Below are 23600 nucleotides of genomic sequence, written 5' to 3' on the forward strand. Positions count from 1 at the left end.
CATGGCGATCCACATCACCGGTGACGACACGGCCGACGACATCCTCACCTCGAGCCCGTTCGCGCTGCTCGTGGGGATGATGCTCGACCAGCAGTACCCGATGGAGCACGCGTTCCGCGGCCCGGCCAAGGTCGCGGACCGGTTCGGCTCGTTCGACCCGCACCGGATCGCGGCCGCCGACCCCGAGGAGTTCGCCGCGCTCTGCGCGGTCACGCCGGCCATCCACCGGTTCCCGGGCTCGATGGCGGCCCGGCTCCAGGAGCTCGCCCGGATCGTCGTCGACCGGTACGACGGCCACACGGAGCGGCTGTGGACCGAGGCGGCCGACGGCAAGGACCTCGGTCGACGGATCCAGGCGCTGCCCGGCTTCGGGGCGCAGAAGGCCAAGATCTTCGTGGCCCTGCTCGCCAAGCAGCTCGACGTCCGCCCGCAGGGCTGGGAGGCCGTCGCCGGCGACTACGCGCTCGAGGGCTACCGCTCCGTCGCCGACGTCGTCGACCCCGGCTCGCTGCAGAAGGTGCGCGACTTCAAGAAGGAGAAGAAGGCCGCCGCCAAGGCGCAGGCCTCCTGACCTGCGCCGCAGCACGCGAGGAAGGTCAGCGGCCCGCTGTTCGAGCCGCGGTCGACCTACCGTGCCAGCGTCGACCGGTGGCGCCGACGGGCCGTCGCCCGGACGCCGGTCGGGTCGTTCCTGCCCGTCCAGGCACCGGGGACGCCGACCGCCACGGACAGCAGCCCGTGCACGGAGCCCCAGACCGCGGCCTGCGACCGCGTGCGCGCACCGATCTTGCGGTAGCCGCTGCGGACGTGGGTCTTGACGGTGTTGAGGCCCAGGAAGAGCCGCTCGGCGATCTCGTCGTTGGACAGGCCCTGGGTGACCAGGACGATGACCTGCCACTCGCGGTCGGAGAGGTCGACCGGGGTGACGGCGGCCTCCACGGGATCGTGCTGCCAGGGCAGCGGGGGAGGGGCGGCCGGCTCGGCGGGAGGAGGCGGAGCGCAGATGACACGCGCGGTCGGGGGCTGAAGCACAACGTGCTCCTTCGAACGACAGTCGGCAGGCGGCTGTTGCACCACAGGCCGTCGATCTTGCCACAACCTGCCACCACCCGGGCCACTCGGGCGGGCGAGCCGTGTCGACGTCGCCGACGTGGGCACCGGGAGGGATCGCGACCACGAACGAGGAGGCTCTGATGGCTGTGGCTGCCCGCGACATCATGACCGGCGGCGTGCAGTGCGCCCGCGTCGACGAGACGGTCACCGAGGCCGCGCGCACGATGCGGGACCTGCAGGTCGGGTCGCTGCCGATCTGCGGCGCGGACGACCGGCTGCAGGGGATGATCACCGACCGCGACATCGTGCTCCGCTGCGTCGCCGAGGGCCTGGACACCACCCAGGCCGAGGTCCAGGACCACGCCGGCGCGGAGGTCGTCACCATCGGTGCCGACGACTCGGTCGAGGAGATGCTGAGGACGATGCGCGAGGCCCGGGTGCGGCGCCTGCCCGTGATCGACGGCCACGACCTCGTGGGCATGATCAGCCAGGCCGACGTCGCCCGGAACCTGCCCGACGAGCTGGTCGGCGCCCTCGTCGAGACGATCTCGGAGTTCCCGAGCAGCGGCTGAGTCCCGCGGGCGGCGCGGCGGGGCGGGCGCGACCGACCCCCGCGGGCGGGTCCGAGGACGAGGCCGATGGGGGGTCCGGGCGGGTCTGGGTCCGGACCTCACCCGGCGCGTGGCAGAATGTCGCAAGCGGCTCTTGACGACAGCGGTCCTTGTCGCGCCTTGAGTCCAGGTGGTGTCCACCGGCACCACCACCGCCCAGCAGCCAAGCGCATGTTCCACGAGAGGTGTTCGTGTCCTCGAACGCACGCAAGATTCCTTCGGAGGTGCTCGAGCACCCCGCCGTCCTCGCCCTCATCGAGCGCGCCACCCCGACCGGGGCGTTCAGTCCCGACGAGGTGCGTCTCGCCAGTGACCGGGCCGGCGTCGAGCCCCGCCACCTGAAGTCGCTCCTGGCGCACCTGAGCTCGCTCGGGCTGAGCGTGGCCCTGCCGGCCGAGGCCCGCGTCGCCGCGGCTGCCGGCACGACCCGCAAGACGGCCACGGCGGCCGCGAAGAAGGCGGCTCCCGCCGAGGCCGAGACCGCCGAGGCCCCTGCCCCGGCGAAGAAGGCCGCGCCCGCCGCCAAGAAGGCTCCGGCCAAGAAGGCCGCGCCCGCCGCGAGGACGACCGCGGCCGCGGCGAAGAAGGCGGCAGCGGCCGGGGCGGTCGGCACCATCGGCGCCGACGGCAAGAAGATCCTGCCCGACGTCCCCGACGAGCAGTTCGAGAAGGACGTCGAGGCCGACCCGACCATCAAGGCCGACGAGCAGGAGGCGACCGCCACCTCGTCGTTCGTGATCTCCGCCGCCGACGAGTCCGACGAGCCGGTCCAGCAGGTCATGGTCGCCGGCGCGACGGCCGACCCCGTCAAGGACTACCTCAAGCAGATCGGCAAGGTGCCGCTCCTCAACGCCGAGATGGAGGTCGAGCTCGCCAAGCGGATCGAGGCCGGCCTGTTCTCGGAGGAGAAGCTGGCCAAGGGCGGCAAGCTGACGCCGAAGGTCCACGAGGAGCTCGAGTGGATCTCCGAGGACGGCCGCCGCGCCAAGAACCACCTCCTCGAGGCCAACCTGCGGCTCGTCGTGTCGCTGGCCAAGCGCTACACCGGTCGCGGCATGCTCTTCCTCGACCTGATCCAGGAGGGCAACCTCGGCCTGATCCGTGCGGTCGAGAAGTTCGACTACACCAAGGGCTACAAGTTCTCGACCTACGCGACCTGGTGGATCCGTCAGGCCATCACCCGCGCGATGGCCGACCAGGCCCGCACGATCCGCATCCCCGTGCACATGGTCGAGGTCATCAACAAGCTCGCCCGCGTCCAGCGGCAGATGCTGCAGGACCTCGGCCGCGAGCCCACGCCGGAGGAGCTCGCCAAGGAGCTCGACATGACCCCGGAGAAGGTCATCGAGGTCCAGAAGTACGGCCGCGAGCCCATCTCGCTGCACACGCCCCTCGGTGAGGACGGCGACAGCGAGTTCGGTGACCTCATCGAGGACTCCGAGGCGATCGTCCCGGCCGACGCCGTGTCGTTCACGCTCCTGCAGGAGCAGCTGCACGCCGTCCTCGACACGCTCTCCGAGCGCGAGGCGGGCGTCGTCAGCATGCGGTTCGGCCTCACCGACGGCCAGCCGAAGACCCTCGACGAGATCGGCAAGGTCTACGGCGTGACCCGCGAGCGGATCCGGCAGATCGAGTCGAAGACCATGTCGAAGCTGCGCCACCCGAGCCGGTCGCAGGTGCTGCGCGACTACCTCGACTGACGGCTCGCCACCGGACGCCGCTCACCGCGAGGTGGGCGGCGTTCGTGCGTCCGGGGGATGCGCGGCCCGGAGACTCGAGCCGGACGCAGAGCGCCAGGTCGGTCCGACGGCTGGGGGGCAGTCCGTCGGCGCGACCTGGCGCTCGTCCAGGATGGCACGGCCGCGCGCCACGCGCACGGGATCCGCGAAGAATTTGCCTGGCCCGGTCGTCCGGGGACGACGACGGCCCCGGACCAGGAGGTCCGGGGCCGTCGGTCGTGCGCGACTACTCGGTGGGCGGGGTGGCCGCCGTCGGGGCGAGCTTGTGGGTCTCGTCCTGGACGGTGGCGGCCACCTCCTTGAGCTTGTCTCCGTGCTCGCGGGCGTGGTGGGCGCAGAAGAGCATCTCACCGCCGCTCTGGAGCTCGACGCGAAGGTAGGCCTGGGCACCGCAGCGGTCGCAGCGGTCCTCAGCAGTCAGTGCAGCGCTGGGGGCGGTTGCAGTCGTCATTTCCTGGCCTCATCTCTACTCGGTCTGTCGCCAACTCCAACGGTACGACCGGACCCAAGATTCCCGGCATCCGGTGTGACGCACGATCCCATCACGCGTGTCCTTCCCCCGTCGGACCGGTCCCACGCCCCGGACGACGGCGTCAGAGGGGTGAAGATCGTTCGGAGGTGTTGAGTTGTCGCTGGTGCGGAGGTGCTGCTGTCACGAGTGTGACGGCGGAACGGGCCCTGCGGATGCGGAACGCGACGAGCGCTGTCGGATCGTGTCCACATCGTGACGCGGTCGCCAGACTATGCGGGGCCGGGGGCGTGCCTGCACCGACGGGCGGCGTGTCGCTAGTAGATTCGACACCGTCCCCGTCCCGGATGGGGGCGAGGTTCCCGCAGGCCCCAGCAGCTCGTCCCAGGAGTCCCACGATCGCCGACAACACCTACAACGCCGCCCACCTCCTCGTCCTGGAGGGGCTCGAGGCGGTGCGCAAGCGTCCGGGCATGTACATCGGGTCGACCGACACCCGGGGCCTCATGCACTGCCTGTGGGAGATCATCGACAACGGCGTCGACGAGGCGCTGGCCGGCGCCGCGCGCCGCGTCGAGGTGACGCTGCACCCCGACGGCTCGGCCGAGGTGCACGACGACGGCCGCGGCATCCCGACCGACAAGGAGCCGAAGACCGGGCTCCCCGGCGTCGAGGTGGTCGCGACCAAGCTGCACGCCGGCGGCAAGTTCGGCGGCGGTTCCTACGTCGCCACCGGCGGCCTGCACGGCGTCGGCCTCTCGGTCGTGAACGCGCTCTCGGCGCGGATGGACATCGACGTCGACCGCTCGCCCAGCAGCCAGGGCCTCAGCTTCCGGCACGGGGCGGCCGGCGTCTTCGTTGGCGAGGGGCCCGACGCGGCGTTCGAGGAGCGCAGCGGCCTGACCCGCAAGGGCCGGCGCGTCGCCAAGGGCGCCTCGGGCACCCGCATCCGGTTCTGGCCCGACCGCCGGATCTTCACCAAGGACGCCACCTTCGAGCTCGAGGGCCTCGTGGGCCGGGCCCGCCAGACGTCGTTCATCGTGCCGGGCCTCGAGCTGGTCATCCGCGACCTGCGCGGCGAGACCCCCACGGAGGAGAAGTTCCGCCACGACGGCGGCATCGCGGAGTTCACCGAGTTCCTCAGCACCGACGCGCCGGTCACCGAGGTGCTGCGCATCCAGGGGTCGGGCTCGTTCACCGAGACGGTCCCGATGCTCGACGACAAGGGCCACATGACCCCCCAGGACGTCGAGCGCGAGCTCGGCGTCGACATCGCGCTGCGGTGGGGCACCGGCTACGACACCGAGCTGCGCTCGTTCGTCAACGTGATCGCCACCCCGAAGGGCGGCACGCACGTCGCGGGCTTCGAGGCCGCCCTGACCACGCCGTTCAACGAGGCGATGCGCGCCGCGAAGGTGCTCAAGGTCAACGACCCGCCCGTCGAGAAGAGCGACATCCTCGAGGGGATGACCGCGGTGGTCACCGTCCGGCAGGCCGAGCCGCAGTTCGAGGGCCAGACCAAGGAGATCCTCGGCACGCCGGCGGTGCGCTCGGAGGTCCGCAAGATCGTCGCCCGCGAGCTGACCGCGTTCCTCGGCTCGACCCGTGCCGCCGACAAGCGGCAGTCGCGTCCGCTGATGGACAAGGTCCACGGGGCCGCGCGCACCCGGATCGCGGCGCGCCAGCACAAGGACACGCAGCGCCGCAAGAACGCCCTGGAGTCCTCGACGCTGCCGTCGAAGCTGGCCGACTGCCGCTCGGGCGACAACGACCGCACCGAGCTGTTCATCGTCGAGGGCGACTCCGCCCTCGGCACCGCCAAGCTGGCCCGCAACTCGGAGTTCCAGGCGCTGCTGCCCATCCGCGGCAAGATCCTCAACGTCCAGAAGGCCTCGATCGGCGACATGCTCAAGAACGCCGAGTGCGCCTCGATCATCCAGGTCGTCGGTGCCGGCTCCGGCCGCACCTTCGAGCTCGAGGCCCGGCGCTACGGCCGGATCATCTTCATGGCCGACGCCGACTCCGACGGCGCCCACATCCGCTGCCTGCTGGCGACGCTGTTCTTCAAGTACATGCCCGACCTGATCACCGCCGGCCGGGTCTACACCGCCGTGCCGCCGCTGCACCGCATCGAGGTCTCCAACCCGCGCAAGGGCCAGGAGAAGTACGTCTACACCTACTCCGACGACGAGCTGCAGCGCAAGCTCGCCGAGCTGAAGAAGAAGAACATCCGCTGGAAGGACCCGGTGCAGCGCTACAAGGGTCTGGGCGAGATGGACGCCGACCAGCTGGCCGAGACCACGATGGACCCCCGCCACCGCACCCTGCGCAAGCTCACCGTCGACGACGCCGACGTCGCCGCCAGCGTCTTCGAGCTGCTGATGGGCTCCGACGTCGCACCGCGCAAGGAGTTCATCGTCCAGGGCGCCTACGAGGTCGACGTCGAGGCGCTCGACGCGTGACGCCGGGCGACGCCGCGGCGCGCACCGACCGCGTGTGGCACCGGGCGCTCGGGTGGCGACCGGCCTCCGAGCTGCCGGGGGACGTCGCGGCGCACGTCGCGCTCGAGTTCCACGGCCTGGTCATGAACGGCGGCGTCCTCAACGCCGTCGAGGACCGCGAGGACGCCCACCTCGCGTCCGTGGTGGCGGCCTACCGCTGGCTCCGCCTGGCGGGGGTCGCCGACCTCGTCGACGAGGTGCGCCGAGCCGTGGCGGAGGGAAGGACCGAGGTGCCGGCGCAGGCCGAGGCACTCGAGGTGGACGCCGACCGCCGCCACGACGAGCACCTCCCGGACGACAGCGCCCTCGAGGCCGCGCTGCACCGGCGCGTCGTGAACTCGCCGGAGGCGTTCAGCTGAGGGCAGGGGGCCTCAGTAGTGCTGCTCGAGCAGCCCGGAGTCGACGTCGTAGAGGAAGCCGCCGACCTGGACGTGGTCGGGCACCAGGTGGTGGGTGCGCACCTTCTGGACGTCGTCGGCGAGCGAGTCGAGCTGGTCGCGCACGACGTGCATCGGCTCCCAGGCGCCGATGTCGCCGGCCGAGGCCGCCACCCGCTCGCGGACCTCCTCCTGGGTGCTGGTGGCCACCGCGCACCGCGTGTGGGGCACCACCAGGATCCGGTCGACCCGCAGCAGGTGGACGCCGAGGACCAGGGCCTCCAGCGTGGAGTGGTCGACGCGGCCGCCGGGGTTGCGCAGGATCTTGGCGTCGCCGGGCTTCAGCCCGAGCATGCCGAGGGGCTCGATGCGCGAGTCCATGCAGGTCACGATCCCCACCCCGGCGTGGGCGATGCCGTCGAAGCCCCCGAAGTCGAACTCCGCGGCGAAGACGCGGTTGGCGGCCAGCAGGTCGTCGAAGTCGTGCACGGTTTGAAACGTATCGGATCAGCTCGGCGCGCGCAGCGCCCGGGCCGCATCGATCTCACGGGTGGGTGCCCCGCGGAACAGCACCAGGGCCAGGACGGCGGCGACCAGGGCGAAGACCGCGGCGCCCTGGAACACCTCCTGCTCCTGGAAGACGGCGGCGGCGCGGATGTCCTCGGCCAGGGAGGGGTCGTCCCGGATGGCCTCGGAGAGGCGGCGCAGGCCCCACGTGGTGAGCACCGAGATGCCGATCAGCATCCCGACCGTCCGGGCGGCCACCACGAGCGCGCTGGCGACGCCGTGGGCGTCGTCGGGGGTGCTGGCCAGGATGGCGGCGTTGACCGGGGCCAGCGCCAGGCCGAAGCCGAGACCGCCCACGACCAGCGCGAGGTTGCTCGCCGGGTGGTCGAGGCTGCCGGCGTCCCAGCCGGACATCACCTGGAACGCCGCGGCCGCCATCACCATCCCCGCGGCGGTGATGACCCCGGCCGGTGCGCGCCGCACCAGCCAGCCACCGACGACCGCGCCCACCGGGAGGGCGACGAGGAAGCGGAGCAGGAAGAGCGCCGCGTCGAGCTGGGTGCGGCCGCGCTGGGTCCGGGCGAGGAGCGGGATGTCGACCAGGGCGGCGATCAGGGCCCAGCCGACGAACAGGCTGACCAGGAGCGCACCCCACGCCGGCACCGCCGACAGGGCACCGCGGGGCACCAGCGGGGCCTCGGTCCGGCGCAGGTGCACCACGAGCGCGACCACCGCGACCGCGGACCCGAGCAGGAACCACGGACCCTGCGCGGAGAAGACCGAGACCTCGGGGTCGGCGGTGGCGAAGGCGAGCACGATGCCGCCCAGCGCCACCGCGAGGTACGTCGCGCCGACCAGGTCGGCCTCGAGCATGCTGCGGCCCCACGAGCGGACGTCGACGAGCGGGCGTCGGGCGAGGACGCACCGCAGGCAGAAGAGGAGGAAGGCGCCGATGGCGACCAGCCCGATCGGGCACAGCCAGCGGCCGCCGCCGTCGACGACCGGCACGTAGTACTCGCCGTAGGTGAGGTCGGTGATCAGCGCCTGCGGCGGGTAGACCACCAGCCAGGCCCCCACCGCGGCGACCAGGAGGGCCAGGGCGCCGACCAGGTCGGGCAGGCCGCGCCGGGCGCGGGGCTCGCCCTCCGAGGCCGCCGGCTCGCGGTTCCAGAGGACCCGCACGACGACGTACAGCAGGACGCCGGCGGCGACGTTGATCGCGAAGATGCCGCGCCACGTGGTGAAGGAGAGCACCGCGGCGCCGAACAGCGGACCGAGCACGCTGCCGAGCTCCTGGACGGCCGAGACCAGCCCGAGGGGGAGACCGCGCCGCTCGACCGGGTACAGCGCGGCCACCAGGGCCATCGTGGCCGGGACGAGACCGCCGCCGCCGAGGCCCTGGAGGAACCGGCCGACCACCATGCTCGCGAGGTCGTAGGAGACCGCGGTGACCACCGAGCCGACCGTGAACGCCGCCAGCGAGGCGGTCAGCACCGGCACCGGTCCGCGCAGGTCGGCGATCCGCCCGATCAGCGGGAGCATCGCGACGTAGCCGAGCAGGAAGCCCGAGATGATCGGCGCTGCCCGCTGCAGCTGGTCGACGCTGATCGAGACCGAGGCCATCATGTCGGGCAGCGCGAGCACCACGACGTAGGTGTCGACGGCGGCGAAGGCCACCGCGACCGCGCAGAAGACGAGCAGGGCCCGCGACCGTCGGTCGACCTCGGCCGGTCGGCCGCTCGCGCCCGTCACGGCTTGGCGATCTCCTGCTCCACGTCGTAGTCCTCGACGGTGATCGTGTAGGTGAGCTCGTCGGTGCCCTCGAAGAAGTCGCCGGTGAGGTCGATGCCGCGCAGCTCGCCGGCGTCGTCGACGGTGAACGTCGCGTCGAAGCTCGTGCCGGGCGCGCACGGCAGGATGTTCTTGATCGCCGGGCCCGGCACCGTCGCGGTGTAGGGGGTGAAGATCTCGTCGTTGTTGTCGCCGCCGCGCTCGGCGTCGCCCTGCTGGAGGTCGGTGGCCTGCGCCAGGATGCTCGAGATGCCGGTGTCGGGGTCGAGGAGGCCGGCCGGGTCGGGCACGCACCTCGGCCGGTCGAGCTCGGTGAAGCCGCCGATGATGTTGGCGTAGAAGACGCCGTCGACGGAGACCACGCCGACGTCGCTGGCCGACAGGCCCGCGAACCGCCCGGCCGCCTTGCCCTCGAAGGCCGGCGGGTCCACGACGATCACGCCGGCGGCCGAGCCGAGGTAGTCGCCCTCCGGCGTGGCGTCGGTGGCCAGCTCGAGCCGGACGCCGGACGTCTCGTCGATCCGGGTCTTGGCGGCCGCGAGGACGTCGGCCGGGCTCGCGTCGGGGTCGCCCCCCGGCGCCTCGGTCTCGTCGCCCCCGCAGGCGGCCAGGGTCAGGGACAGGGCCGTCGTGGCGGCCACGGCGGCGGCCCGGCGCGCTAGACGTCGGTAGGTCTTCACGGCGCTCACCCTTGCACAGCGGGGTCGGTGGACGTCGGTGGACCGAGCCGGGCGGCCAGCGGTCCGGCCACGGCGGCGACCGGCTGGCTGCCGGGCGTGCCCGAGCCGTCGCGACGGCCGTCGGCGGGCGGCAGGTCGACCGGTGCGCCGCTGGCGGCCGCGGCGCGCGCGGGTGCGGTGCCGGCCCAGGCGAGCACCAGGGTGTCCTCGCCCTTGAGGAAGCGGTGGCAGCGGACCCCGCCGGTGGCGCGCCCCTTCGAGGGGTACTCCGAGAACGGCGTCACCTTGACCGAGCCCGGCTCGGTGCCCGGCAGCGCCGTGGACGCGCCCGACGCCGTCACCACGACCGGGCGGTGCGGGCCCTCGGGCGCGGCGGGGTCGACGACCCCGAACCACGACACCCGCTCGCCGGCGCCGAGCTTGATGCCGGCCATGCCGCCGCCGGAGCGACCCTGGGGTCGGACCGCGGCGGCCGGGAAGTGAAGCAGCTGGGCGACGTTGCTGATGAAGCACAGCGACTCCTCGCCGGAGACCAGCTCGACCGCGCCGACGACCTCGTCGCCGTCCTTGAGGCCGATGACCTCCCACTCGTCGCGGTTGAGCACCTCCGGGTTGACCCGCTTGACGACGCCGTCGCGGGTGCCGAGCGCGAGGCCGGGTCCGTCGGTGGCCAGCGTGCACAGCGCCAGGGCCCGTTCGCCGGCGGCGAGCGACAGCACCTCGCTGAGCGGGTAGCCGCCCTGGAGGTTGGGGTCGTGGGCGCTCGGCGGCAGCGCGGGCAGCTCGAGGACGCCGAGGCGCAGCAGCCGGCCGGCCGAGGTGAGGACGCCGACCTCGCCCCGCACGGTGGTCGCCACCGCGGACACGACGACGTCGTGGTTGGCCCGGCCCTCGCCGGAGCCGAGCTCGTCGACGCCGCTGGTGCGGGCCAGCAGCCCGGTGGAGGAGAGCAGCGCGTAGCAGGGGTCGTCGGCGACCTCGACCGAGGTGGCGGACGCGATGACGGCGGTGCCGGCCGACTCGAGCAGGACGGTGCGCCGCGGGGTCCCGAAGGTCGTGGCGATCTCGGCGAGCTCGTCGGAGACGACCGAGCGGAGCAGGGTCTCGTCGCCCAGGATCGCGTCGAGGGCCTCGATCTCGCGCTCGAGCTCGTTCTTCTGCCGGTCGAGCTCGAGCTTGGAGAACTTCGTGAGCCGCCGCAGGGCCATGTCGAGGATGTAGTCGGCCTGCAGCTCGCTGAGGTCGAAGACCTGCACCAGGCGGGTGCGGGCCTCCTCGGCGTTCTCGCTGGAGCGGATCAGCGCGATCACCTCGTCGATGTCGAGGATCGCGATGAGCAGTCCCTCGACCAGGTGCAGCCGGGCGGCGGCCTTGGTGCGCCGGAAGGTCGTGCGCCGGCGGACGACGTCGAAGCGGTGGGCCAGGAACACCTCGAGGAGCTCCTTGAGCCCGAGCGTGCGGGGCTGGCCGTCGACGAGGGCGACGTTGTTGATGCCGAACGTGTCCTCCATCGACGTCTGGCGGTAGAGCTGCTCGAGGATCGCCTCCGGCACGAAGCCGTTCTTGATCTCGATCACGAGCCGCAGGCCGTTGTCGCGGTCGGTGAGGTCCTTCATGTCGGCGATGCCCTGCAGCTTCTTGCCCTGCACGAGCGTCTTGATCCGCTCGACGACCTTCTCGGTGCCGACGCCGTAGGGCAGCTCGGTCACCACGATGCCCTTGCGCCGGCCGATGGTCTCGATCCGGGCGGTGGCCCGCATCCGGAAGGTGCCGCGGCCGGTCTCGTAGGCGTCGCGGACGCCGTCGAGCCCGACGATCTTGCCGCCGGTGGGCAGGTCGGGGCCGGGGATGAACCGCATCAGGTCGTCGACGGTCGCCCTCGGGTGCTTGATGAGGTGTCGCAGCGCCTGGACGACCTCGACGAGGTTGTGGGGCGCGCAGTTGGTGGCCATGCCGACCGCGATGCCGGTGGTGCCGTTGACCACGAGGTTGGGGATCGCGGCGGGGAGCACCGACGGCTCGGTCTCGCGGCCGTCGTAGTTGGGCCGGAAGTCGACGGTGTCCTCGTCGATGTCGGCGGTCATCGCGACGGCGGGGCGGTCCATGCGGCACTCGGTGTAGCGCATCGCCGCCGGCGGGTCGTCGGGGGAGCCGAAGTTGCCGTGCCCGTCGATCATCGGCAGCCGCAGCGACCACGACTGGGCCTGGCGGACCAGGGCGTCGTAGATCGCGCCGTCGCCGTGCGGGTGCAGCCGGCCCATGACCTCGCCGACCACGCGGGCGCTCTTCACGTGCCCGCGGTCGGGGCGCAGGCCCATGTCGTTCATCGTGTAGAGGATCCGGCGCTGGACCGGCTTGAGCCCGTCGCGGGCGTCGGGCAGCGCCCGGGAGTAGATGACCGAGTAGGCGTACTCCAGGAACGAGTTGCGCATCTCCTCCCCGACGTCGATGTCGAGGATGTGCTCCTCGAAGTCGTCGGGGAGGTCCTGCTTCGTGGTGCGACGTGCCATGGGCCCATTCTCGGGGGTCGCGGCCCACGGAACGCGACGGCCACGCCGGTGGGCGCACCGGTAGCCTGTCCACGTGACCGCGGACCCCTCCACCGCAGTGCCGGACGCGCCCCGCCACTGGCAGGCCGACGTGCTGCTGCGCGACGGCCGGACCGCCCACATCAGGCCGATCCGCCCCGACGACGCCGAGTTGCTGGTCGAGTTCTACTCCCGGGTGAGCGACCGGTCGAAGTACTACCGGTTCTTCTCCCCGATGCCGACCCTGTCCGACCGCGACGTCGCGCGCTTCACCCAGGTCGACCACGACAGCCGGGTCGCGCTGGTGCTGCTGCTCCAGGGCCGGATGATCGCCGTGGGCCGCTACGACGTCGTCAAGCCCGGCGAGGCCGAGGTCGCCTTCCTCGTCGAGGACCAGCACCACGGCCGCGGTATCGCCCAGCTGCTCCTCGAGCACCTGGCGCAGGCCGCCCGCGAGCGGGGGATCGAGCGGTTCACCGCCGAGGTGCTGCCCGACAACAGCCGGATGATCCACACCTTCCGCGACGCCGGCTACCGCGTCGTCAGCGGCTACGAGGACGGCGTCCTCACCCTCGAGTTCTCGATCGACCCCACCGACACCTCGATCGGGGTGATGCGCGGGCGCGAGCACCGCGCCGAGGCCGCCTCGATCGAGCGGTTCTTCAACCCGCGCTCCATCGCGATCATCGGCGCCAGCCGGCGCCAGGACACCATCGGGCAGGTCCTGGTGCGCAACCTGGTCACCGCCGACTTCACCGGCCGGGTCTACGCCGTCAACCCCAGCGCGGCGGCGGTGTCGGGGCTGCCGGCGTTCAAGACCGTCGGCGACATCCCCGACGACGTCGACGTCGCGATCGTGGCGGTGCCGGCCGAGTCGGTCACCGACGTCGTCCTCGACTGCGCGGCCAAGGGCGTGCACGGGATGATCGTGATCTCCTCGGGCTTCGCCGAGACCGGCGAGGAGGGGCGCCAGCGCCAGCGCCACCTCGTGGGGTTGTCGCGCTCCTACGGGCTGCGGCTGATCGGCCCGAACTGCCTCGGCGTCATCAACACCGACCCCGCGGTGTCGGTCAACGCCTCGCTCTCGCCGGTGATGCCGCCGCGCGGGCGCGCCGGGTTCTTCTGCCAGTCCGGCGCCCTCGGCTCCGCGATCCTGGAGAAGGTCCAGAACCGTGGCCTCGGCCTGACGACGTTCGTCTCCGCCGGCAACCGCGCCGACGTCTCCGGCAACGACCTGCTCCAGTACTGGGAGGAGGACGACGCCACCGAGGTCGTGCTGCTCTACCTGGAGTCGATCGGCAACCCCCGCAAGTTCTCCCGGATCGCCCGCCGGGTCTCGCTGCGCAAGCCGATCATCGCGGTCCGCTCGGGACGCACCACGCAGGGCGTGCCGATGGGCCACGCGGTGCGCCGGATCGCCGCGCCCGCCGAGGCCCTCGACGCGATGTTCCGCCAGGCCGGCATCATCCAGGTCGGCACGCTGGAGGAGATGTTCGACGTCGCCCAGCTGCTCGCCCACCAGCCGCTCCCGCGCGGGCGCCGGGTCGCGATCGTCGGCAACTCCGACGCGCTGGGCCTGCTGGCCGCCGACGCCGCCGCCGAGGTCGGGCTGCTGGTGACCCGCTCGGTCACGCTGAGCGCCGAGCCGAGCGCCGAGGACTTCGAGGACGCCCTCGACGACGTCATCGACGACCCCGAGGTCGACTCGGTGATCGCGGTCTACATCCCGCCCCTCAACGTGTCCGGCGAGGACGTCGCCAACGTGCTCGCCGCCGTGGGGGAGCAGTCCGACAAGCCGCTCGTGTCGTCGTTCCTCGGCGCCGAGGGCGTGCCCGAGCTGCTCCGCGTGCCCGACGTGGCCGGCTCCGCGGCCGGTCGTGGCTCGGTGCCGTCCTACCCCGCGGTCGAGTCGGCGGTGCGGGCGCTGGCCAGCGTCGTCGAGTACGCCGTGTGGCTGCGCACCCCCGACGGCCCGGCCGCCCTGCTCGACGACGTCGACACCCTCGCGGTGAAGCGGATCGTCAACGAGGCGCTCGCCGCCGAGCCCGAGGGCTGCGAGCTCACGCCGGAGCAGCTCGCCGGGGTGCTCGCCGCCTACGGGATCGAGCTGTGGCCGTCGTACCCGGTCGCGAACGCGCGGATGGCGCAGGCCGCCGGCAAGCGGCTCGGCTGGGACGTCGTCCTCAAGGCCACGGCGGAGGGGCTGCGCGAGCGGCCCGACCTGGCCCACGTGTGGCGCAACATCGACTCGCCCGCGGAGATGCGCCAGGCCTGGGAGGCGCTGACCGAGCTGGTCCGCGACCCGGCCAACGCCGGTTTCGTGGTGCAGAAGAAGGCGACGCCCGGCGTGCCGGTCTCGATCCGCAGCCTGGAGGACCCGCTCTTCGGCCCCGTGGTCTCCTTCGGCATCTCCGGCCCGATCATCGACCTGCTCTCCGACCGCTCCTACCGGATCCCCCCGCTCGGCTCCCGCGACGTCGCGGCCATGGTGCGCGAGATGAAGAGCTCGCCGCTGCTCTTCGGCTACCGCGGCGCCGAGCAGGTCGACGTCGCCGACGTCGAGCGGCTGATCAGCCGGGTCGCGCAGCTGCAGAACGACGTCCCGCAGCTGAGCTCGCTCGAGCTGTCCCTGGTGCTCGCCGGGCCCGAGGGCACCACGGTGCTCACCGCCGCCGCGCGGGTCGCCAACATCGCCGAGCCCCGCTCCGACCTGTTCGTGCGCCGGATGGCCGACCACCCGGGCGACACCATCCCGGAGTAGCCGGGCTGGTCGCACAATCCGGGCGCGCGAGGTGCCCGTCGGGTGCCACACTCCTCCCGTGCCCAGCTCGAGCCAGTGGATCGCGTTCCTGGTCGCCTCGATCCTCTTCATCCAGGTCCCCGGCCCCAGCCTGCTGTTCACGCTCGGGCGCGCCCTCACCGTCGGGCGGCGCGACGCCCTGCTCTCGGTGGTCGGCAACGCGCTCGGCGTCGTGGTGCAGGTGCTGCTCGTCGCGGTCGGCCTCGGCGCCGTGGTGGCGGCCAGCGCGACGGCCTACACGGTGCTCAAGCTGGTCGGCGCGGCCTACGTCGTCCACCTCGGCGTGCAGGCGATCCGGCACCGCGGTGACGCACGGGCGGCGCTGCTGAGCGACCACGCACCGGCTCCTGAGCAGGGCCGCCGGTCCGTGCGCACCGGGTTCGTCGTCGGCGTCACCAACCCGAAGACTATCGTCTTCTTCGTGGCGTTCCTGCCACAGTTCACCGCCGACGGCTCGGCCGCCGGCCCCCAGCTGGCCGTGCTCGGCCTGGTCTTCGGCGTGCTGTGCGTGCTGTCCGACGGCGCCTGGGCACTGGTCGCGGGCTCCGCGCGCACCTGGTTCTCGAGGCGGCCGGAGCGGCTCGACGGTCTCGGCGTCGCCGGCGGCACGATGATGATCGCCCTCGGCGCGGGGATGGCCGCGCAGCAGTAGGCCGGCAGTGACAGACTGCCGCCATGCGTCCCGCCCGTCCCGCCACCCCGGTGGACCCCCACGACCCCGTCGACCACTCGCGCGGCCTCCGCAAGGCCATCGACCGCACGGGCTACTACCCGGAGGTCGTCACCGACGCCGTCACCGGGGCGGTGGCCGGTGAGCAGGTCGTCTCGTTCTACGTGCACCACGAGCCGACGTTCGAGAACGACGAGGTCCGCCGGCACCAGAGCGTCGTGGTGCTGACCCCGACCCGGCTGATCCTGGCCCACACCGACGAGCACGCCGGCGACGACCTGCTCCCGGAGCCCTACACCTCGACCTCGACCGAGGCCGTCAGCCTCACCTCGGTGAAGTCGGTGGTCGTCACCCGGATGACCGCCAACCCGACCAAGGGCCCCAACCCGCCGGCCGAGGCCGTGATGACGATCGGGTGGGGCGGCGTCAGCCGGCTCGACCTCGAGCCCGCCGGATGCAGCGACCCCGACTGCGACGCCGACCACGGCTACACCGGCGTCCTGGCCTCCGACGACTTCTCGCTGCGCGTCTCCGCGGCCGCCGACGGCCGCGACGCCGTGGGCGGGCTGCTCTCCTTCGCGGCGTCGCTCTCGGCCCGCACCCAGCACTGAGCGCCGCGCCCCCGATGACCGCCGAGTTCGTCGAGCCCGCCTACGGACGACGCTCGCTCGCCGACGTCGTCCCCGCCGTCGCGCAGGCGCTCGGCGTCGCGACCACGCCACCGCCGAGCGGGCTGGCGCTGCCACCGGCGGCGGCCTACGTCGTGCTCCTCGTCGACGGCCTCGGCGCCCGGCTCCTCGAGCGCTACGCCCACGCCGCGCCGTACCTCTCGGGCCTGCTGGGCGACAGCGGGGGAGCCGGCACGGCCGGCGTCCCGTCGACCACGGCCACCAGCCTGACCTCGCTCGGCACCGGTCTGGCGCCGGGAGCGCACGGGCTGGTCGGCTTCACCGCCCGGGTGCCGGGCACCGGCCGGCTGCTCAACCACCTGGCCTGGGACGCCGACGTCGACCCGCTCGAGTGGCAGCCGCACCCCACGGCGTTCGGCACCCTCGCCGCGGCCGGGGTGTTCGTCACCGTCGTCAACAAGCGCGAGTTCCGCACCTCCGGGCTGAGCGTGGCCTCCATGCGCGGCGCCGAGTACGTCGGCGCCGACCGGACCGGTGAGCGGATCGCCGCCGCCGTCACGGCCTCGGCCCAGCGGCCCTCGCTCACCTACCTCTACGACAGCGACCTCGACTGGACCGGCCACAAGCTCGGGGTCGCCTCGAGCGCCTGGCTCCAGCAGCTCGCGATGATCGACGCCGAGGCCGAGCAGCTGCGCGAGGCGCTGCCCGCGGACCGGCGCCTCGTGGTGGTCGCCGACCACGGGATGGTCGACTCGCCCGAGGCGAGCCGCGTCGACGTCGACCGGCACGACGAGCTGCTCGACGGCGTCGCGCTCCTCGGCGGCGAGGCCCGCTTCCGGCACCTCTACTGCCGCACCGGCGCGGTCGACGACGTCCTCGCGACCTGGCGCGACGTCCTCGGCGAGCGGGCCGACGTGCTGAGCCGCGACGAGGCGATCCGGCGCGGCTGGTTCGGGCCGGTCGACGCCGCCGTCGTGCCCCGCCTGGGCGACGTCCTGGTGGCGGCGCGCGGCGACGCCGGCATCTTCTCCTCGGAGCGGTTCGCCTACGAGACCACCCTGGTCGGCCTGCACGGCTCCCTCACCGCCGACGAGATGCTGATCCCGATCCTCGTCGACTGAGTCGGGCCCGGCCGGGCCCGGCCGGCTACCTCAGCTGCATCCGCGGCTCACCGTTGACGAGCCCGGTGCCGGAGATCGTGCACGAGCCGCCGCGCGGCGCGCCCCCGTTCCAGACCTGGCGCACGCACGAGCGGGCCGCCAGCTGGCCCCAGTAGTTCGGGTGGATCGACTCCTGGATGTAGTAGGGGCTGCTGGCGCAGCAGGTGGAAACGGTGCGGATCTGGTTGACCCACTCGGTCTGGTCGACCGCGCCGGCCGTGCGCCAGCTCGCGATGCCGCGCTCCTCGTAGAGGCCGACGCCGCTCTCGCACAGGCGACGTCCGTTGAACGCCGCGGCCAGGTCGAGCACCGTGCCGCCGGCGACGCCGGACTGGGTCAGCGCGGCGCGCACGGTGTTGTTGATCGTCGGCAGGGCGACGTCGTTGGCCCACGTGGCGTCGGCGTTCCAGAAGCCGCAGCCCCCGACGGACTGGCGGGTGTAGCCGCCCTGGGCGTAGCGGAAGCCGTCGCCGCGGGGGATCGGGGAGGGGTAGGTCTGCGCGACCAGGGTCCAGGTGCCGTCGGCGTACCCGGCGTTGCGCATGGCGGTCCGCACGTTCTGGAAGGCGCCGGCGATCCGGTCGCGGACGGCGGCGACGTTGGCGGGGGTGAAGTTCGCGGTCACCGACCGGTCGTCGTTGCAGTAGTTCTTCCACCAGCTGGGGGAGGTGAGGAAGTTGGTGACGCAGCTGGTGACGACGTCGGCGAAGCCGAAGTCGTTGCCGCCGATGGAGACGACGACCATCTCCACGTTCCGGGTGGACGCCGCCTGCTGCAGCGCCCGGGCCTGCCCGACCCGGCCCGCGCCGTCGTCGTAGAAGTCGATGCCGGGCTTGAAGGTGCTGCCGGCGCTGGTGGCCGTCGTCGCGCCGGAGCACGCGAGGTTGAGCCCGTTGACGCCACCGCCGACGTAGGCCTCGGCGGACCTGCTGCGGTGGCACCGGGGGATCTGCTCGCCGGTGCCGGCGGCGTTGTCGAAGTAGGCGGTGGGGCCGAGCGCGTCGGCGCGGCTGCTCGAGGCGTTGCTGCTGCCGGCCCACCGGCCGGCCTCGCCGCTGATGTAGGAGTCGCCGAGGGTGACCACCCACGGCGCGCCGACGCCCGGCCCGTCGGCCGCGGCCGGCGGGGCGGTGCCGGCGACGACCGCCAGCAGCGGGGCGGCCAGGGTGAGCAGGACGGCCGGGAGCCAGGAGCGGCGCTGGGTGCGGGATCGGGTCACGTCCCGAACCTAGGGGTGACCGGGGTCACAGCGGAAGGGGTCGCGCTCAGCCGAACGGCAGCGGCTCCGGTGCCAGGCTGACCGCCTGGGCGCGGGCGGCGGTGAGCCGCCGGCGGTGGTGCTGGCGGCACAGCACCTCGTAGGCGACCTCGGCGGGTGGGCCGGCCGGGCCGCCCGGCGTGCCGGTGTCCTCGACGTCGCCGACGACGATCACCTCGCCCTCGACGACCATCGCGCCGTCCTCGGTGCGGGCGTTGTGGGTGGCCCGCTTGCCGCACCAGCACAGCGCCTCGACCTGCAGCACGTGCATCCGGTCGGCGAGCTCGACCAGCCGCTGGCTGCCGGGGAACAGGTCGGTGCGGAAGTCCGTCAGGATGCCGAAGGCGAAGACGTCGACCTGGAGCTCGTCGACGACCTTGGCGAGTTGGTCGACCTGGGCGCGGGTGTAGAACTGGGCCTCGTCGCAGATGAGGTAGTCGATCCGGGCGCCGTGGGTGAGCGAGTCGACGACGTAGTGCCAGAAGTCGAAGTCGCCGGCCACCTCGATCGCCTCGTGGGTCAGCCCCAGACGGCTGGAGAGCGTCGCCTCGCCGGCGCGGTCGTGGGTGGTGAAGATCCGCCCGCTGCGGTGCCGGGCCGCGTGGTTGTGGTTGGTCTGCAGCGCCAGGGTGCTCTTGCCGGAGTCCATGGTGCCGGTGAAGAACTGGAGCTCGGCCACGGCGAGATCATCCCACGCCGCCCCGGTCCGCTGTGCAGGAGAGGGTCGGCCGGCCGGGTCGCTCGGCCCGGTTTCAGTCCTCCGGGTCGTCGAGCCTGGCCAACCAGGTCGCGAACCGCTCGACGGCCGTCTCGAACTCCGGGTGGGCGTCGGTGAAGGCCTGCAGCTGCTCGGCGACCCAGGCGAGCGTGACCTCCTCGTCGCCGCGTCGCTTGTCCAGCTCCTCGATGCCCCGGTCGGTGAAGTACATGGTCCGAGCCTAGGTCCGCGGCCGCGGCGGAGGGCACGCGACCCACGGGGGCCGGACGCACCCGTGGCCGCCCTCGCCCGGGGGCGACGACGGCCACGGCCGGGTGACTCACCCGTCAGTGATCACCGACGGGTGAGCGGGTCAGGCGAAGGCGCGCTCGAGGAGCTCCTTCTGCTCGGCCAGGTGCCGCTTGACGGTGCCCACCGACGGCGAGGACGACTGCGGGCGCATGATGCCCTCGACCTGCGCGTCGAGGTCGGCCCAGACGTTGAGCGCGTAGTGCGGCCACGGCCCCATGTTCTCGGGCTCGTCCTGCACCCAGCGGACCGCCTTGAGGTGCGGGAACCGGGCGATCTCGGCCTTGATCTCGTCGACCGGGCGCGGGTAGAGCTGCTCGACCCGCGCGATCGCGAACCGCTCCGAGTTCTCGCGCTTGGCGCGCTCGACCATGAGGTCCCAGGTGATCCGGCCCGAGCACAGCAGCAGGGTGTCGACCTTGTCCTGGTCGGCGCCGGCGTCGCTGATGAACGGCCGGAAGGTGCCCTCGGTGAAGTCGGCCGGCTGCGAGGCCGCCTCCTTGCGCTTGAGCATCGACTTCGGCGTGAAGACGATCAGCGGACGGTGCGCCTCGCCCAGCGCCTGGCGGCGCAGCAGGTGGAAGTACGACGCCGGGGTCGACGGCTGGGCCACCACGAAGGCGTCGTCGGCGGCCATCTGCAGGAACCGCTCGATCCGCGCCGAGGAGTGGTCGGGACCCTGACCCTCGTAGCCGTGCGGCAGCAGCAGGACGACGCCCGACTGCTGGCGCCACTTGGTCTCGCCGGCGGAGATGAACTCGTCGATGACGGTCTGGGCGCCGTTGACGAAGTCGCCGAACTGGGCCTCCCACAGCGTCAGCGCCTCGGGCCGGGCCACCGAGTAGCCGTACTCGAAGCCGAGCGCGGCGTACTCCGAGAGGAGCGAGTCGTAGACGTAGAAGCGGCCCTGGTCCTCGGTGAGGGAGGACAGCGGCGTCCACTCGTCGGCGTTCTTGCGGTCGATGATGGTGGCGAAGCGCGAGACGAACGTGCCGCGGCGCGAGTCCTGGCCGGCCAGGCGGACCGGACGGCCGTCCATCAGCAGCGAGCCGAAGGCCAGGATCTCACCGGTGCCCCAGTCGATCGGGCCCTCGGTGATCGCGGTGGCGCGGCGCTGCAGCTGCGGCATCACCTTCGGGTGCACGGTGAAGCCGTCGGGCGGGGTGACGTAGGCGTCGGCGATCCGCTTGAGGCACTCCGCCGGGATCGCGGTGGTGGTCTCGGCGGCCGGCTTGTCCGGGTAGTCGGGGACCGTGGTCCACTCCGAGGGCTGGGAGGAGGCCTCCTTGACCTCGGTGAAGACCCGCTCGAGCTGCTGCTGGTAGTCGGCCAGCACCTGCTCGGCCTCCTCGATCGTGATGTCGCCACGACCGATGAGCGACTCGGTGTAGAGCTTGCGCACCGAGCGCTTCTGCTCGATCAGGTCGTACATCAGCGGCTGGGTGTAGGACGGGTCGTCGCCCTCGTTGTGGCCGCGGCGGCGGTAGCAGACGAGGTCGATGACGACGTCCTTGTTGAACGCCTGGCGGTACTCGAAGGCGAGCTGGGCGACCCGGATGCAGGCCTCGGGGTCGTCACCGTTGACGTGGAAGATCGGCGCCTGGACCATCCGGGCGACGTCGGTGCAGTAGAGCGAGGAGCGCGACGAGCCGGGGGAGGTGGTGAAGCCGACCTGGTTGTTGACGACGACGTGGATCGTGCCGCCGGTGCGGTAGCCGCGCAGCTGGCTGAGGTTGAGCGTCTCGGCGACCACGCCCTGACCGGCGAACGCGGCGTCGCCGTGCACGAGCAGCGGCAGCACCGGGTACTCGTTGCCCCGGTCGAGGACGTCCTGCTTGGCGCGGGCGATGCCCTCCAGGACCGGGTCGACGGCCTCGAGGTGCGACGGGTTCGCGGCCACCGACACCTTGATGGTGTCGCCGGAGCCGGCGACGAACTCGCCCTCGGCGCCGAGGTGGTACTTCACGTCGCCGGAGCCCTGGACCGTGCGCGGGTCGATGTTGCCCTCGAACTCGCGGAAGATCTGGCTGTACTTCTTGCTCACGATGTTGGCGAGCACGTTGAGCCGGCCGCGGTGGGCCATGCCGATGGTGACCTCGTCGAGGTCGCCCGCGGCGGCGGCCTCGCAGATCTCGTCGATGACCGGGATCGTGGTCTCGCCGCCCTCGAGGCTGAAGCGCTTCTGCCCGACGAACTTGGTCTGCAGGAACGTCTCGAACGCCTCGGCCTGGTTCAGCTTGAGCAGGATCCGCAGCTGCTCCTCGCGCGGGGTCTTCTCGTGCGGGCGCTCGACGCGCTCCTGGATCCAGCGGCGCTGCGCGGGGTCCATGATGTGCATGTACTCGATGCCGGTGGTGCGGCAGTAGGAGTCGCGCAGGATGCCCAGGATGTGGCGCAGCTTCATGAACCGCCGGCCCTCGCCACCGAAGGAGCCGGTGGGGAACTCGCGGTCGAGGTCCCACAGGGTCAGCCCGTGCGACTCGATCTGCAGGTCGGGGTGGCTGCGCTGGCGGTACTCCAGCGGGTCGGTGTCGGCCATCATGTGGCCGCGGACCCGGTAGGCGTGGATCAGCTCGAGGATCCGCGCCTGCTTGTCGATCTCGTCGTCGTGCGACGTCGCGATGTCGTTGTTCCAGCGGATCGGCTCGTAGGGGATCCGCAGCGAGCGGAAGATGTCGTCGTAGAAGCCGTCGGCGCCGAGGAGCAGCTGGTGCAGGCGCTTGAGGAACTCGCCCGACTGCGCACCCTGGATGACGCGGTGGTCGTAGGTCGAGGTGAGCGTCATGACCTTGCTGATGCCGTTGCGGGCGATGACTTCCTCCGAGGCGCCCTGCCACTCGGCGGGGTACTCCATCGCGCCGACGCCGATGATCGCGCCCTGCCCGGCCATCAGGCGCGGCACCGAGTGCACGGTGCCGATGCCGCCGGGGTTGGTGAGGCTGATCGAGGTGCCGCGGAAGTCCTCGACGGTGAGCTTGTTGTCGCGCGCCTTGCGGACGATGTCCTCGTAGGCGGTCCAGAAGCCGGCGAAGTCCATGTTCTCGGCGGCCTTGATCGAGGGCACCAGGAGCTGGCGGCTGCCGTCGGGCTTCGGGACGTCGATGGCCAGGCCGAGGTTGACGTGGGCCGGGGTGATCAGGTTCGGCTTGCCGTCGACGACCTCGAAGCCGACGTTCATCTCCGGCATCGACGTCAGCGCCCGCACCAGGGCGTAGCCGATGAGGTGGGTGAAGGAGACCTTGCCGCCGCGGGCGCGGGCGAGGTGGCTGTTGATGACGATCCGGTTGTCCCACAGCAGCTTGACCGGCACCGAGCGGACCGACGTCGCGGTCGGCACGGTCAGCGAGGCGTCCATGTTGGCCGCGGTGCGGGCCGGGGCGCCGCGCAGCACGGTGTAGGTCGGCTGGTCGGTCGCCGCCGACTTCTCGGTCGGCTTCGACTCCTTGGGCGTGGGGTTGCTCGTCGCCCCGGCGGGCGCGGGCTTCGCCTTCGCCGGCTCGGCCGCGGGCTTTGCCTCGGTCTTCGGCTCGGCCTTGGCCTCGGTCTTCGGCTGTGCCTTCGGCTCGCTCCTCGGCTCGCTCCTCGGCTCGCTCTTCGGCTCGGCCTTGGCCGCGGGGGCGGCCTTCACCGGGGCGGGCGTGCCGTTCGAGGTGCCGTTGGTGCTGCTCGCGCCGTTGGTGCCACTCGCGGCGGCGCCGTCGCCGCCGTCCTTGAAGTAGGCGACCCACGTCGGGTCGACGCTCGCCGGGTCGGCGTCGTACTGCTCACGCATCGCCTCGACGAGCCACTCATTGGCTCCGAAATCGCTGTCGGAGGGTTCG

Annotated in this window: 19 protein-coding genes; 9 read left to right on the forward strand and 10 right to left on the reverse strand. The window is 72.3% G+C overall.

Annotated elements, in window-relative coordinates; all coding sequences use genetic code 11:
• Window position 1 precedes the first annotated feature (1 nt).
• Window positions 2-571 (forward strand): HhH-GPD-type base excision DNA repair protein, encoded by a 570-nt coding sequence (locus FE634_RS08700; RefSeq protein ID WP_138875656.1) that lies wholly within the window; start codon window positions 2-4, stop codon window positions 569-571.
• 56 nt (window positions 572-627) lie between these two features.
• Here FE634_RS08700 and FE634_RS21320 read toward each other — a convergent pair whose 3' ends face one another.
• Window positions 628-939, reverse strand: coding sequence for a response regulator transcription factor (locus FE634_RS21320; RefSeq protein WP_222847694.1), 312 nt, complete (start codon window positions 937-939; stop codon window positions 628-630).
• 254 nt (window positions 940-1193) lie between these two features.
• On the opposite strand from FE634_RS21320, the gene FE634_RS08710 reads away from it, so the two are divergent.
• Complete coding sequence (locus FE634_RS08710; protein ID WP_138875658.1) at window positions 1194-1625, forward strand: CBS domain-containing protein; 432 nt, start codon at window positions 1194-1196, stop codon at window positions 1623-1625.
• Window positions 1626-2044: 419 nt separating this feature from the next.
• A complete protein-coding gene (locus tag FE634_RS08715; protein ID WP_396954641.1) occupies window positions 2045-3364 on the forward strand; it encodes an RNA polymerase sigma factor in 1320 nt (439 codons plus the stop codon).
• A 265-nt stretch (window positions 3365-3629) separates the two neighbouring features.
• Here the strand turns inward: FE634_RS08715 and FE634_RS08720 are convergent, their stop codons facing one another.
• On the reverse strand, window positions 3630-3854 hold the full coding sequence (locus tag FE634_RS08720) for a DUF7455 domain-containing protein (RefSeq protein WP_148240518.1): 225 nt from the start codon (window positions 3852-3854) through the stop codon (window positions 3630-3632).
• A 365-nt stretch (window positions 3855-4219) separates the two neighbouring features.
• On the opposite strand from FE634_RS08720, the gene FE634_RS08725 reads away from it, so the two are divergent.
• Complete coding sequence (locus FE634_RS08725; protein ID WP_138875659.1) at window positions 4220-6334, forward strand: DNA gyrase/topoisomerase IV subunit B; 2115 nt, start codon at window positions 4220-4222, stop codon at window positions 6332-6334.
• The gene (locus tag FE634_RS08730) at window positions 6331-6732 is read left to right on the forward strand and encodes a hypothetical protein (RefSeq protein WP_148240519.1); all 402 of its coding nucleotides are present in this window, start codon (window positions 6331-6333) and stop codon (window positions 6730-6732) included. The genes FE634_RS08725 and FE634_RS08730 overlap by 4 nt, the downstream gene beginning before the upstream one ends.
• Window positions 6733-6744: 12 nt before the next feature.
• Here FE634_RS08730 and FE634_RS08735 read toward each other — a convergent pair whose 3' ends face one another.
• Genes FE634_RS08735 through FE634_RS08750 form a run of 4 tightly spaced genes read right to left on the reverse strand, consistent with a single transcriptional unit; the run spans window position 6745 to window position 12238 of the window.
• On the reverse strand, window positions 6745-7239 hold the full coding sequence (locus tag FE634_RS08735; RefSeq protein ID WP_148240520.1) for a beta-class carbonic anhydrase: 495 nt from the start codon (window positions 7237-7239) through the stop codon (window positions 6745-6747).
• Window positions 7240-7257: 18 nt separating this feature from the next.
• Window positions 7258-9009 (reverse strand): MFS transporter, encoded by a 1752-nt coding sequence (locus FE634_RS08740; protein ID WP_148240521.1) that lies wholly within the window; start codon window positions 9007-9009, stop codon window positions 7258-7260.
• Window positions 9006-9728, reverse strand: a complete 723-nt coding sequence (locus FE634_RS08745) for an LppX_LprAFG lipoprotein (RefSeq protein WP_170981419.1) — start codon at window positions 9726-9728, stop codon at window positions 9006-9008. Before FE634_RS08745 ends, FE634_RS08740 begins: the two co-directional genes overlap by 4 nt.
• Before the next feature lie 5 nt (window positions 9729-9733).
• A complete protein-coding gene (locus tag FE634_RS08750; protein WP_138875661.1) occupies window positions 9734-12238 on the reverse strand; it encodes a DNA gyrase/topoisomerase IV subunit A in 2505 nt (834 codons plus the stop codon).
• Window positions 12239-12311: 73 nt separating this feature from the next.
• Here FE634_RS08750 and FE634_RS08755 point away from each other — a divergent pair, with 73 nt between their 5' ends.
• The 4 genes from FE634_RS08755 to FE634_RS08770 are packed head-to-tail and all read left to right on the forward strand — an operon-like array spanning window position 12312 to window position 17476.
• Window positions 12312-15017 carry a bifunctional acetate--CoA ligase family protein/GNAT family N-acetyltransferase gene (locus FE634_RS08755; RefSeq protein WP_246060498.1) on the forward strand — a complete coding sequence of 902 codons (2706 nt, stop codon included), beginning with the start codon at window positions 12312-12314 and terminating at the stop codon, window positions 15015-15017.
• A gap of 58 nt (window positions 15018-15075) precedes the next feature.
• Window positions 15076-15708: a LysE family translocator gene (locus tag FE634_RS08760; protein WP_138875662.1), complete on the forward strand. Its 633-nt coding sequence runs from the start codon at window positions 15076-15078 to the stop codon at window positions 15706-15708.
• Between the two features lie 23 nt (window positions 15709-15731).
• Complete coding sequence (locus FE634_RS08765; RefSeq protein WP_137292116.1) at window positions 15732-16337, forward strand: DUF5998 family protein; 606 nt, start codon at window positions 15732-15734, stop codon at window positions 16335-16337.
• A gap of 14 nt (window positions 16338-16351) precedes the next feature.
• Window positions 16352-17476, forward strand: a complete 1125-nt coding sequence (locus FE634_RS08770) for an alkaline phosphatase family protein (RefSeq protein ID WP_137292115.1) — start codon at window positions 16352-16354, stop codon at window positions 17474-17476.
• 25 nt (window positions 17477-17501) lie between these two features.
• Here the strand turns inward: FE634_RS08770 and FE634_RS08775 are convergent, their stop codons facing one another.
• The 4 genes from FE634_RS08775 to FE634_RS08785 all read right to left on the reverse strand — a co-directional run bounded on the left by FE634_RS08775 (window position 17502) and on the right by FE634_RS08785 (window position 23551).
• On the reverse strand, window positions 17502-18734 hold the full coding sequence (locus FE634_RS08775) for an SGNH/GDSL hydrolase family protein (protein ID WP_262347627.1): 1233 nt from the start codon (window positions 18732-18734) through the stop codon (window positions 17502-17504).
• A gap of 46 nt (window positions 18735-18780) precedes the next feature.
• Window positions 18781-19452, reverse strand: a complete 672-nt coding sequence (locus FE634_RS08780) for a thymidine kinase (protein WP_137292114.1) — start codon at window positions 19450-19452, stop codon at window positions 18781-18783.
• Between the two features lie 73 nt (window positions 19453-19525).
• Window positions 19526-19702 carry a DUF6104 family protein gene (locus tag FE634_RS20990; protein ID WP_167736547.1) on the reverse strand — a complete coding sequence of 59 codons (177 nt, stop codon included), beginning with the start codon at window positions 19700-19702 and terminating at the stop codon, window positions 19526-19528.
• Between the two features lie 141 nt (window positions 19703-19843).
• Window positions 19844-23551 carry a multifunctional oxoglutarate decarboxylase/oxoglutarate dehydrogenase thiamine pyrophosphate-binding subunit/dihydrolipoyllysine-residue succinyltransferase subunit gene (locus FE634_RS08785; RefSeq protein ID WP_262347628.1) on the reverse strand — a complete coding sequence of 1236 codons (3708 nt, stop codon included), beginning with the start codon at window positions 23549-23551 and terminating at the stop codon, window positions 19844-19846.
• Window positions 23552-23600: the final 49 nt, after the last annotated feature.

Source organism: Nocardioides sp. S-1144, from assembly GCF_005954645.2.
GTDB lineage: Bacteria > Actinomycetota > Actinomycetes > Propionibacteriales > Nocardioidaceae > Nocardioides > Nocardioides dongxiaopingii.

Coding starts and splice junctions, on each gene's coding strand:
- FE634_RS08720 (WP_148240518.1), bottom strand. CDS start 3,854: ATGACGACTGCAACCGCCCCCAGCGCTGCACTGACTGCTGAGGACCGC.
- FE634_RS08770 (WP_137292115.1), top strand. CDS start 16,352: ATGACCGCCGAGTTCGTCGAGCCCGCCTACGGACGACGCTCGCTCGCC.
- FE634_RS08750 (WP_138875661.1), bottom strand. CDS start 12,238: ATGGCACGTCGCACCACGAAGCAGGACCTCCCCGACGACTTCGAGGAG.
- FE634_RS08725 (WP_138875659.1), top strand. CDS start 4,220: ATGGGGGCGAGGTTCCCGCAGGCCCCAGCAGCTCGTCCCAGGAGTCCC.
- FE634_RS08700 (WP_138875656.1), top strand. CDS start 2: ATGGCGATCCACATCACCGGTGACGACACGGCCGACGACATCCTCACC.
- FE634_RS08765 (WP_137292116.1), top strand. CDS start 15,732: ATGCGTCCCGCCCGTCCCGCCACCCCGGTGGACCCCCACGACCCCGTC.
- FE634_RS08785 (WP_262347628.1), bottom strand. CDS start 23,551: ATGCGTGAGCAGTACGACGCCGACCCGGCGAGCGTCGACCCGACGTGG.
- FE634_RS20990 (WP_167736547.1), bottom strand. CDS start 19,702: ATGTACTTCACCGACCGGGGCATCGAGGAGCTGGACAAGCGACGCGGC.
- FE634_RS08710 (WP_138875658.1), top strand. CDS start 1,194: ATGGCTGTGGCTGCCCGCGACATCATGACCGGCGGCGTGCAGTGCGCC.